Here is an 11,810-nt window from a genome sequence, read left to right as displayed (position 1 = left end):
GATCCATTTTATTTACAAATGGATAGGTAAATCATCCGAAAAAGGGAACAACCTTATTATTGACGAAATTCATACCCCAGGCTGCGGCGTACCTAAACGCATGGCCCCCATTGTGCTCATTACAACCATCATCACCCATCTTTTTGGTGGCTCGGCAGGGCGCGAAGGTACAGCTGTGCAAATTGGCGGCAGCATAGCCCAAATGTTTGGCAAATGGTTTAAACTGAACGAAAAAGATACAGCCATTATCCTCATAGCTGGTGTGGCAGCGGGTTTTGGTGCTGTTTTTGGCACACCCTTAACCGGGGCCATATTTGCCATGGAGGTACTCACCATTGGGCGAATCCAATACGATGCCTTGCTGCCCTGCCTTATAGCCAGCATTGTTGGCGATGTAACTGTAGCTGCATGGGGTGTTCATCATACCGCTTATCATATTGACGCTTTTGCTGCTGTGCCACATTGGTTTTCGGCCTACTTGTCATTTGATTTTGTACTGCTCTTTAAAATTATTATTGCCTCTGTAGCGTTTGGGTTGGCCAGTTACCTGTTTGCCATTATGGTGCATAGTATTAAAACCTTTTTTGTTAAACGGGTATCCTTACCCTGGCTTATACCTGTATTGGGCGGACTCATCATTATTGGCCTTACCACCCTTATTGGAAAACCGGATTACCTAAGTTTAGGCATTGATCCGGAACATGCGGGGACAGTTACCATTCCATCAGCTTTTCATGCCGGAGGCGCTGATTCCTGGAGCTGGTTGTGGAAAACCATTTATACCACAGTTACGCTGGCCACCGGGTTTAAAGGAGGCGAGGTTACCCCGCTTTTTTATATCGGCGCTACGTTGGGTAACACCTTATCGGTATTGATGAATGCACCGGTAAGCCTTTTTGCTGCATTAGGTTTTATAGCAGTTTTTGCGGGGGCAACAAACACACCGCTGGCCTGCACCTTTATGGGAGTGGAGCTTTTTGGCGGACAGTATGCCTTGTTTTTCGCGGTGGCTTGCTTTACGGCCTACTTTTTCAGCGGGCATTCAGGTATATACAGTGCGCAGCGTATCGCAGTGCCAAAAGTATCTGGTACCCGCTTTTCAGATTCGGCTACCCTGTCAGAAGCCGGCGCCCGGAGGCAGAGCTATGTGCAAAAAAAGGCAGCTAAGTACGGGTTGGGAGGTAAAGGGAAAAAGGAAAGTTGAGGGCACAGATCACTTCATTAGAACAAAGCAAATAACAGGCTTGTCATTCTGAGGTATAAAAACCAGTAATATCTAAAGGTTAAATGACGAAGGAAGCGGAGGGTTGTGTGGTTTCCCTCTTGAGAGAGTAATAGCCTATGAAAAGACAGCATCTATACTAATTCAAGAGGTGTAGCCCCTAACGGGGCAAAAAACCTTTTGATTTTATTTCTACAAATATGTAGTCCCTACGGGACATAGAGCAATAATTTAAGCTGCAAATGTGGCTGTATTTCATGTCCCGTAGGGACTACATATTTGTAGAAAATAATTGTAAAAATTTGGTGTGCCCCGTAGTGGGCTACCCTTTTGTCATATGATGGGCTATTCCCCTCTTGAGAGGGGTGGAGGGGTGTGTCCTTTTCATCGCACGTATAAACACACCCCTGCCACCCCGATTCCTACGCGCCCCCTCTCAAGAGGGGAACTAAAAATAAACACGTCATGGGTAGGAACGAAGAACTATTTCTTGAACGTAGTGAAAAATCTAATCGCTAAATAGATCCTTCGTTCCTCAGGATGACAAGTGATTTTGATGTATTAATCCAACTAATTGCCCGGTTTTTTAGCCGGACTTTTCACTGTATCCTTAACGGCTTTTATATTATCCTGCGGCTTTCCTGTGCCTGTTTTGTTGGTGGTATCCTTAATGGCTTTTATTGATGGCAAACTTACCGCTCCAGCTTTGCTTGTTGTATCCTTAACTGCCTTTATTGCAGGTAATTTCCCTGCACCCACTTTGCTTACCGTGTCTTTTGCAGTTTTAACGGGTTGCGGTTTGGAGGTATCCGTCTTGAGCTGTGTTGTATCCTTGCCTGGTTTTTTCAGGCTATCTGTTTTGAGCTGTGTTGTATCCTTGCCCAGCTTTTTCAGGCTATCTGTCTTGGCTTTAGTTAAACTATCAGGTTTTTCTTTAGGCGACGGTTTTACTGCCGATACTTTTTTATGCCGCGATGGGATAATGGATTCCTTCGACACCGGTCTGTCCTTGGGTTTCCAGATAAAGCCTTTCAACACCTTATCATCATCCGATACTTTATTTATCGGTATATACCTGTTTTCGGGTTTGGTTAAAAACGTGATATCTGACACCTTGCTATCCTTAAAAGTAGAGCTGATACGGCTGCTGAGTGATCGTTGCATACCGGCAACTTTGCCACTATCCCGCTTAAAATAAATACTTTCGGCATTTACAGCTACATACATTTTATGGAGCTTGTCGTTTTTAAAGAAGCCCCGCATTTTTCTGCCCGATGACTGATTAAAATGGACGGAATCGTCCTTTTCGATATTAACAATAAAGGCGGATGGAAAAAGCTCTATATTATCCAGTTTCTTGTTGCGCATCTGCAGGTAAACCGTATCGCCCGAAAGTTGTGAGCCTTCTGTCCAAAACATCGGTTTAACATAACACCGTATGGTTGAATCGCTGTTGCTGTAAAAAATAGAGTCGGCCTTGCCCTGCAGATCCGATTTAAATATTTTGGCATGATGATGTGCAATTAATATCCGCACCCTGGCCGTATCGCTAATATTAAACTCGCGGGTTGCAAAAACCGGATCTTTTTTCATGGCTATCCGCCGCACACTGTCCTGTTTTGCTTTTCGCAAGGCGGTTACCACATCTTTTTTTATCTGTGTTGAATCAACTTTAGGCTTCCCGAAAATATAAGGGTGTAAATAAGTGGTATCCTTGGGGATGCGCAATGATACTGTTGGCATTCCCTTAAGCTTTGCATTTAAAACAGCCAGTTTCAGGCCCAATTCTGAAGTGTCCCTGAAATGCAACAAACGCTGTTGTTCCTGGTATATCTTCAGGTTTTTATAGGTCATGATCTGGGTTTCAAGCGTGTCGGCGGTCATGAATATCGAATCGCGCTTTATTTTTTCAGGCTGCTTGCCGGTATCTGCAGGTACTTTTTTACTATCCTTATTGAGCGTAATATTTTTATTTTTCAAAGCCAGCGCCCTAACAGCTGAGTCTGCTTTTGCAGAGTCGGCCTTATTGATCACTTTGGGCTTAAGATCTGCTGCCATCTTTGCCATGTTAGTGATGTCTTTAGCATTAGCAGGTGGCTTTACATTTTTGTTTTGATTAGCAAGTGCCCTTACAGCCGCATCAGCTTTTGCAGAATCTGCCTTGCTTATTACTTTGGGGAAATTTTTAGCATCAGTTGGTATTTTTACATTTTTGTTTTCTACAGCCAGCGCCCTAATGGCCGAATCCGCTTTTGTAGAATCAGCTTTATTTACTATCCCTTTAGGCTTAAGGTCCTGTGCCATTTTTGCCATATTGGTAACGCTTATAGAGCCAGGAGGCACTTTAATTTTTTTAGGGTCGGTTGGAGGAACTTTAGCAATAGCCGAATCTGTTTTGGTGGTATCCTTTTGTTCGGTTATCATCACCACATAGGCATACTGTGTAACCACGGTACGCTCATCGGCCTTATAATAGGTACCGAGGTCGCCTTTGAGTGTTATTTTCTGTTCGGTATCATTAAAGGTGATGTTTTTAACCGCGCGGCCGTATCCTTTTAGCCTGTCGTAAAACAAACTGTCGCCCTTTAATGATTTGGTGCCCTGCTTATACAAATTATGCTTGCCAAAAAATGCCTGCTCGGTTACGGTGTTATACAAACCGTTTTCGGTATACAAGGTATCCTTATCTTTTTTGCCGTAAATATTGGTAGGCCCGTAAAAATAGGCGATCCGGGTGCCTGTATTATACCTGAGGGTATCATTTTTAATAATGGCATCAATGGTAGTGAGCACCACATCATAACGAAAATAGGAGTCGCGCGACTTAGCAAAGTAATACCCATTTTTACTGGTGAGCACGTTATCCTTATTCACCAGTTTGCCGCCACTGGTGTAGGTACCTATGCGTGTGGCTGTATTATAGGTAAGGTAATTGGTTGTTAGTGTGGCGTCCCTATCAACCATTTTTACATTATCGGTTAATATGGCCAGCTTCGTGTTGCCATTATAATTCAGCTTATCCGAAAAAATGTTCAGCGTATCGCCCTGGTTTATATTTACATTACCAAAGGCGTCAAAGGCATTATCCTGCGGGTAAAAGTAGGCACTATCAGACCGTAAGGTAGAAAAATCTTGCTTAAATGTGCCTTTATATACCTTAATTACATCGCGGCCTTTAATTTTAGTACCCGTACTGCTTTCTGATTGTATTAAATTTACAATTGATTTTTTTTGCTTTTGGGCCATAGCAGCGCCCGCTAACATCAATAACAAAAAGCTTAAAACATATTTCCTCACGTTGGCAAAATTAGTTTTTTGTTGGGGTTATTAAATTAATAATTTTGGTGAATGCTACCAGTTAAACAGTTTGCCCGTTTTATTGAACAAAATACTTTGTTTACGCCTAACAGCAAAATTTTAGCTGGAGTAAGCGGTGGCATGGATTCTGTTTTAATGACCCATTTATTAAAAGCTGCCGGCTTTAACTTTGGCATCGCCCATTGTAACTTTCAGCTGCGCGATGACGAAGCCCTGCGCGACCAGGAATTTTGCAATAGCCTGGCTAATCAACTTCGTGTACCTTTCCATACCATCAATTTTGATACCCGGAATTATGCGGCAGATAATAAGGTATCTATCCAGATGGCCGCGCGCGAACTGCGTTATCAATGGTTTGATGCCGTTTGCCAGCAATCAGACTACCAGCTTGTTGCGCTGGCACATCACCAAAACGATACAATTGAAACAATATTGTTAAACCTCACCCGTGGAACCGGCATTGCTGGGCTGCATGGTATATTACCCAAAAATGGCCGGTTGGTGCGCCCCATGCTATTTTTAAACCGCGACGAAATAGCAACCATTGTTGCCGATAACAATTTAACTTATGTAGAAGATAGCTCCAATGTTTCGACAAAGTATGCCCGCAATAAAATACGGTTGGAGGTGATACCTAAACTAAAGGAGCTGAACCCAAGCCTCGAAAAAACTTTTGAAAGCAACCTGAAACACTTCCGCGACCTGGAAATACTGCTCGAAAACCAGGTGGATGGCTTAAGGAAAACCTTAATTAAACACGGGCCCGATGGTATATATTTATTACTTGATGAGGTAAAGCAATTAAACCCAGTGCGCTTATTGCTGTTTAAGTTATTACAGGAATACGGTTTTAATGAAACCTCCGTTGATGATCTGGTATCTGTATTGGATAAACATTCGGGGCGGGTGTTTGAATCAGACAGGTTTATATTGATACTTGACCGCGATAGGCTGGTGCTGCAAAAAAGAACAAGCGGGGAGCCGGGAGTTGTGCTTATTGCCGAGAAAACCCACGAGGTACATTACGGCAATTACAAGTTGAATTTATTGCATGATGATAGCCCGCTGATTGTTAAGGACAACCCAATGGCGGTATCTATTGATTCGGCATTATTGATATTTCCTTTAACGTTGAGGGCCTGGCAGGAGGGTGATTATTTTTATCCCCTGGGCATGAAAGGACGGAAAAAACTAAGTGATTTTTTTATCGGACAAAAGATCGCGCTACATCAAAAAAATGAAATCCCTTTGCTGGTAAATGGCAATGGCGATGTGATATGGGTTGGGGGTTATCGGCCCGATGAAAGGTATAAAGTAAACAATAACACTAAAAAAGTTACTATCTTCGAATTGTATAAATTAAGATGAGCGATAAAACCACCTTTGTAGAAAAACAATATCTCGGCCGGGAATTTATACCTATTACAATACGCCTGGTTTTGGCCATGTTTTGCTTTGCTGCCTATTTTTTTACTGATGAGCGTGAACGCAACGGCGACCTGCTGGTGGTGGTTGGTTTTGCTATTATCATCATATCCATTATCATGGGGTTTTTGCTTCATTTTGGCACCCGTGTTGAAAATAAAAGTATACTGCTTAATGGTTTATGGACTGCCCGCCTGGTAAAAATTGACCTGAACAGTATTGTGAAAGTTGAAAAGGGATCATATAGCCGCTACCTGTTCAACAACCCGGTATATAACCTGCACACTAAAGGAACTATCCGCTTTTATGCCGCCGGTAATGATGCTATTCATTTAACCGACAGGGATGGCTTGCTCTATATCATCGGCTCTCAGCATGCCAATGAATTTTTAAGAGCGATACAGGACGAAATGAAAAAATAGGAATGACAGCAGGTTCCCCTACTGCCATTTTATCAATTGTTGCTTGGTAATGCTTATTTCATATAGGGGAAATTTCTGGAAACTTTCCGCATTTGACTTTCAATTACATCGTCTGTAGATGTTAGCAAACCTTCGTTCATGCTTTTAGTATACCTCCACAAAGTTTCTCCATCAGTCCCGTTGGCTATCTGCATGGTAATAATGCCATTACCTGTTTTACCCCCAAAGCCAAATAGCGCGGTTGTAACAATTGCTCCGGCCTCTGATCTGGTAGTTGCCTGTGAGTAGGATCCATAAATTACGGCATCTACACCCAGTATTTTGGCTATTTCATCTTTGGTATGATAGTCAAGACTATCCAAAAGTTTGTTCTTAAGCAAAAGGATATTTGTTTTTTCTACATCCTGGAAAGTAACAGTGTAATCGCTAACACGGCGAAGCAAATAAGTATACATGCTTGCCTGGATAGATTTCCCAGATTTTAATTCCTCTGCTTTATTAGCAGCGGGGTCGTATCCTTTGGGCTGTTTTTTATAAGTGATACTTACTACAAATGGTAAAATAGCCACCGTTTTTTGGGTTTTGATAGCCGTTTTCAAGTTAGGGCTTTCAAAAATTTGTTTTTGTGCAGACGCCTTAAAAGCAATAAGACAAATAATGATAAGAGTTAAGGTTTTTTTCATTTTAATAAATTTTGATGCGAAGATGCTAAAACATTTGCAACGGCTTCATAATCATAGAAAAGAATTAAAATCCAAAATTTATTGCATTGTAAAGTTTATGTTATATCAAACATTGTTTACTTAAATCTATTTATATCAGTTTATCGAAATGTATATCTTTAAGCCGCAATGTTTAAAATGACCCCAAAAACAATAAATGCCATTACATTAATACTGGTGGGCATAGTTACTATTATTTATACAGGCTGTAATAATGCAAGCTCAAGCAATAGTAAAAAGGAGCTTATATCGTTTAAATCATTTAATGGCATAAGTTACAGCGAGGTGGCCAGACGCCAGCTAAACGGCCTGTCATTTAATGAATATGGTTACCAGCTGGAGCCGCAATGGAAGCTACAGTTTGTTTCTGACGATTCGGTGAGCATTTACAGCCCCACAAAAAAACAATTCATCAACTTTCCGCTTACCCGCGGTTATGATTCTGTTTTTAACGCCGCACGGTCATGGCTCAAAATTAAAAAGATGAGTAAAGACAGCATCGTGATGGAGATACTCAAGGCCCGGGGCGACTCTATTGATATTTCGGGTGCTAAGGTTTATATGCTTTTTTATGCCGATAATTATGTAAAGAACGTTTTGCATACCGATACAGCTACACTCAGGCATCCCAGCCGTAAGGATACTTTATTTGTAAAATCATTGGTAGTAAAGGCTAATAAAAATATTACCAAAGCATTCGCTGCCCGGCAGCCAGTTCAATTAATAAGTAAAAGTCCTTTGGTAACCATAAAGCAGTGGCATACTAAGCCCGACATTATGAACAATTTCGACTCGTCAGATGATTATCTTGATCCTACGTTTGATATTACTATTAATAAAGCGTATCAGGATTTTAATTATTCGTTTTCGGTATATGTTGATAATAAGGGGCAAATGTATTACCGGATACCACTGATTGACTTTATGGGAGATAAGGATGCTAAGCGATCATATATAAGTATTTCACAAAGTATCATGAACAGCTATCTTAAATATTACCTGAAAGTAATGCCTGGTACAACATTGGGTATGCCGCATGCAAGCGTTATATCTGTGCATGTAGAAGGGAAAGTGGCGGCACCATCTATCGCCAAAAATTAAACGTTCAAAATATATTATAATAAAAACGCGTCATTACCAACAGGCCATGACGCGTTTTACTTTCCCGATGGGGAATCTTTTACATTTTTAAGCCTATCTCTCTCAAACGCTCGTCCAGGTATTCGCCTGCAGTAATGTCTGGATATAATTTAGGGTGTTGTGCATTAATGCAGGTTTCCAGGCTGGTAAGGTCCATGTCTGATACCGGGTGCAGGAAAAACGGAACCGAGAAACGGGAGTTTTTCATAAGCTCGCGCGGTGGGTTCACTACCCTATGCGTGGTTGATTTAAGTTTGTTGTTGGTTAAGCGTTGCAGCATATCGCCTACATTAACTACCAGATCTTCGCCATGGGCTTTAACCGGGAACCAGGCGCCCTCGCGGGTAAGCAGTTCCAAACCATCGGCACTTGCGCCAATAAGCAGGGTAATGAGGTTTATATCCTCGTGCGCGCCGGCACGTACCGCATCATCAGGAACCGAATCAGGATCAAGGATAGGGAAGTAATGTAAGGTGCGCAGTATGGAGTTTCCATTATGCACCTTATCATCAAAATAGTTTTCGTCTAAATTTAAATAAACCGCAATAGCCCTGAGCAGGTGGGTACCCGCGCTTTCCAGCTTTTTATATACTTCACGTGTGGTAGTATTAAAAGCGGGCAGTTCATCAACTACTATATTATCAGGATATTGCTCCTTAATGGCCGAGCCATCTGTAACAGTTTGGCCTATCTGCCAAAATTCTTTCAGATCGGGTGTTTTAAATCCTTTGGCAGTTTCCTTGCCCTTACCGGTATATCCCCGCTGACCAGCAAGGCCGGGTATTTCATATTTTGATTTGGTGGCATCGGGCAAAGCAAATAAAGCCTTTACCTGTTCGTAAAGCTCATCTATCAATTGTTTGCTCAGGCCGTGATTGGTGATGGTTACAAAGCCGGTTTCATTAAATGCCTTGCCAATATCATCTGAAAATTGCTTGCGGTCGGCCGCGCTGCCATTTATATAAGTGCTTAGATCAAGCCTTGGGATATTTACTGTGCTCATGGTAATAGTATGGATAATGAAACGTAAAATTATTTAAATTTTAATATAGCATATGCAAGGTATAAATAAAAAAAATGAAGACCTGCTAACTACGCCAAAACAATATTTACTAACGAAACAATTCTTGGTTTAAATGTTTTACATTAAACGTTTTAGGATTTTTTTGGTCATACCTATGTATATTAATCATTTTAAACCTGATAGAAAATGAAATTTATAAAGAAAATATGCGGTTTAAGTTTAATAGCATTTTTAATAATGCTGGCCGCTCCAAATAAAACCCGGGCACAGGAAGGTGGATATGTTTCTGACCAGGAGTTTTATGATGAATTGGATCCTTACGGTACCTGGGTTGATGATCCTACCTATGGTAACGTTTGGATACCAGATGCCGAAGATGGATTTAGGCCCTACGCTACACGTGGCCATTGGGTGGTAACAGATTATGGTAACACCTGGGTTTCTGATTACCCATGGGGATGGGCAACTTTTCACTACGGCCGCTGGCGCTATGACGATTATTACGGATGGGAATGGATTCCTGGCCATGAATGGGCACCTGCCTGGGTTAACTGGCGCAGTGGTGGTGGTTATTATGGATGGGCCCCTTTACAACCCGGTATAAGTATCGACCTGTCATTTGGTAACAGTTACCGTGTGCCCGATTATTATTGGGTATGTGCTCCGCAGGCTTATATAAACCGCCCTAATATTTATAATTATTATGTGCCACATACCCGGGTAGTTAACATCATAAACCGCACCACCGTTATTAACAATACTTATGTTTACAATAAGCGCACTTACGTAACCGGACCGCGTGTTGATGAGGTTAGACGTGTTACCCGTCAAAATGTACAAGTTTACAGGGTTAATAATGTAAACAGGCCAACCAGGGAAACAAGCATTACTAATAACAGGCTTAATATTTATCGCCCTGAAATTAAAAGAACACCTGATGCGCGCCCTGCAAGGGTAGTGAACGCAACCGAATACAGAAAGGAACATCCTAATGAAGGTATTGCTCACAGAGTTGGCGGACAGGCAACTGTAAACCGTGGTAACGCCGCAAGACTGGCACAGGTTGCAAAAAGCGATAACAACAACTTAGTAAAGGTTAATAATAACAGACCATCAAGACAGGGGCAACCGGATAACAAGCGCCCAGATCAGCCAAATGCAAGACCCGGGCAACCGGCAAACCAACGCCCTGCACAGCCAACAGGCTCAGGACAACGAACCGGACAGCCTGATGTAAAACAGGCTCAACAGCAACGTCTGCAGCAACAAGAAGAACAAAATAAGCAACAAGCAGCTCAACGTCAGCAGCAACAGGAAGAACAAAAGAAACAACAGGCAGTAAGGCGCCAGCAGCAACCTGATGAGCAAAAGCAACAAGCAGCTCAGCGCCAGCAACAACAGGATGCACAGCGTCAGCAGCAATTACAGCAACGTCAGCAACAACAGGAAGAACAAAAGAGAGAGCAGGCAGTAAGGCGCCAGCAGCAGCCTGATGAGCAAAAGCAACAAGCAGCTCAGCGTCAGCAACAACAGGATGCACAACGTCAGCAGCAATTGCAGCAACGTCAGCAACAACAGGAAGAACAAAAGAGAGAGCAGGCAGTAAGGCGCCAACAGCAGCCTGATGAGCAAAGGCAACAAGCAGCTCAGCGTCAGCAGCAGCAGGAAGCGCAGCATCAACAACAAGCAGCTCAGCGCCAGCAGCAGCAGGAAGAGCAACGTCAACAGCAAGCGGCACAACGCCAGCAGCAGCAGGAGGCTCAACGTCAGCAGCAAGCGGCACAACGCCAGCAACAGCAGGAAGAGCAACGTCAGCAGCAACAGGCACAACGCCAGCAGCAGCAACAGGCTCAGCGTCAGCAGCAGCAGGAAGCACAGCGTCAGCAGCAACAGGCTCAGCGTCAGCAACAGCAGGAAGCACAGCGTCAGCAGCAACAGCAACAACGCCAACAGCAGGATGCCCATCGGACAAAACCGCAGCCTCCTAATAATTAATACAGATTTTAATTATAATAGCACAGCACATATAAACCAATCCGGTTTATATGTGCTATTTTTATGATTCATATATGAGCCACAAAACCCTATGAAATTCCTATTTCCTAAACGATCTTTTACCTTTTTTATCATCTTATTTTTGTTTTCAGTCGCTTTTGATAGCAAAGCCCAGGGTGTTTCAAAAACTACTGTTAAACGATCAACTCAAATTGATTTTATCGAAAATTCATGGAGTGAGGCATTGAAACAGGCCGCCGCTCAACACAAATATATTTTTGTTGACGCATACGCCACCTGGTGCGGCCCTTGTAAAATGCTTAAGGCCACCACATTTAAAAACAATAAAGTGGCTGCTTTTTATAATAGTAACTTTGTTAATGTTGCTATTGATATGGAAAAAGGACAAGGGCCAGCCCTTGCAGCACAATGGGGTTTACGCGCCTATCCAACAATGATCATTTTTGATGCTAAAGGAAAGCCGGTTTTGGGAACAGTAGGTTTTATAGGAGCCGATGACCTGGTGAAGTTTGGTGTAAAGG

The 11,810-nt window shown here is 42.5% G+C and carries 9 protein-coding genes; 6 read left to right on the top strand and 3 right to left on the bottom strand.

Annotated features, from left to right (window positions below; translation table 11 throughout):
* Positions 1–1,204: chloride channel protein (locus AC1DRQ_RS26030; protein ID WP_477428223.1), on the top strand; the 1,204-nt coding region annotated here is incomplete at its 5' end.
* Positions 1,205–1,792: 588 nt separating this feature from the next.
* Here AC1DRQ_RS26030 and AC1DRQ_RS26025 read toward each other — a convergent pair.
* A complete protein-coding gene (locus tag AC1DRQ_RS26025) occupies positions 1,793–4,519 on the bottom strand; it encodes an OstA-like protein (RefSeq protein ID WP_477428221.1) in 2,727 nt (908 codons plus the stop codon).
* Between the two features lie 51 nt (positions 4,520–4,570).
* Between AC1DRQ_RS26025 and tilS the strand changes: the two genes are divergently transcribed.
* The gene (gene tilS, locus AC1DRQ_RS26020) at positions 4,571–5,908 is read left to right on the top strand and encodes a tRNA lysidine(34) synthetase TilS (protein ID WP_477428219.1); all 1,338 of its coding nucleotides are present in this window, start codon (positions 4,571–4,573) and stop codon (positions 5,906–5,908) included.
* Positions 5,905–6,387 (top strand): hypothetical protein, encoded by a 483-nt coding sequence (locus AC1DRQ_RS26015; RefSeq protein WP_429398929.1) that lies wholly within the window; start codon positions 5,905–5,907, stop codon positions 6,385–6,387. The genes tilS and AC1DRQ_RS26015 overlap by 4 nt, the downstream gene beginning before the upstream one ends.
* Before the next feature lie 53 nt (positions 6,388–6,440).
* On the opposite strand, the gene AC1DRQ_RS26010 is transcribed toward AC1DRQ_RS26015, so the two are convergent.
* Positions 6,441–7,070, bottom strand: a complete 630-nt coding sequence (locus AC1DRQ_RS26010; RefSeq protein ID WP_477428217.1) for a hypothetical protein — start codon at positions 7,068–7,070, stop codon at positions 6,441–6,443.
* A 177-nt stretch (positions 7,071–7,247) separates the two neighbouring features.
* On the opposite strand from AC1DRQ_RS26010, the gene AC1DRQ_RS26005 reads away from it, so the two are divergent.
* Positions 7,248–8,210 (top strand): hypothetical protein, encoded by a 963-nt coding sequence (locus tag AC1DRQ_RS26005; protein WP_477428215.1) that lies wholly within the window; start codon positions 7,248–7,250, stop codon positions 8,208–8,210.
* A gap of 79 nt (positions 8,211–8,289) precedes the next feature.
* Here AC1DRQ_RS26005 and AC1DRQ_RS26000 read toward each other — a convergent pair whose 3' ends face one another.
* Entirely contained in the window at positions 8,290–9,252 is a 963-nt protein-coding gene (locus AC1DRQ_RS26000; RefSeq protein WP_477428213.1) for an isopenicillin N synthase family dioxygenase, read from the bottom strand.
* Positions 9,253–9,459: 207 nt separating this feature from the next.
* On the opposite strand from AC1DRQ_RS26000, the gene AC1DRQ_RS25995 reads away from it, so the two are divergent.
* Together AC1DRQ_RS25995 and AC1DRQ_RS25990 are read left to right on the top strand one after the other, a co-directional pair.
* On the top strand, positions 9,460–11,268 hold the full coding sequence (locus AC1DRQ_RS25995) for a DUF6600 domain-containing protein (protein ID WP_477428211.1): 1,809 nt from the start codon (positions 9,460–9,462) through the stop codon (positions 11,266–11,268).
* Positions 11,269–11,359: 91 nt separating this feature from the next.
* Positions 11,360–11,810 (top strand): thioredoxin family protein (locus AC1DRQ_RS25990; RefSeq protein WP_477428209.1); only part of this gene is annotated, 451 nt, incomplete at its 3' end.

The organism is Mucilaginibacter sp. P4_E8 (assembly GCF_056401495.1).
Note: the sequence above shows the minus strand (reverse complement) of the source record. Positions and strands in the feature narration are given on the sequence as shown.

Coding starts and splice junctions, on each gene's coding strand:
- tilS (WP_477428219.1), top strand. CDS start 4,571: ATGCTACCAGTTAAACAGTTTGCCCGTTTTATTGAACAAAATACTTTG.
- AC1DRQ_RS26015 (WP_429398929.1), top strand. CDS start 5,905: ATGAGCGATAAAACCACCTTTGTAGAAAAACAATATCTCGGCCGGGAA.
- AC1DRQ_RS26010 (WP_477428217.1), bottom strand. CDS start 7,070: ATGAAAAAAACCTTAACTCTTATCATTATTTGTCTTATTGCTTTTAAG.
- AC1DRQ_RS26005 (WP_477428215.1), top strand. CDS start 7,248: ATGACCCCAAAAACAATAAATGCCATTACATTAATACTGGTGGGCATA.
- AC1DRQ_RS26000 (WP_477428213.1), bottom strand. CDS start 9,252: ATGAGCACAGTAAATATCCCAAGGCTTGATCTAAGCACTTATATAAAT.
- AC1DRQ_RS25995 (WP_477428211.1), top strand. CDS start 9,460: ATGAAATTTATAAAGAAAATATGCGGTTTAAGTTTAATAGCATTTTTA.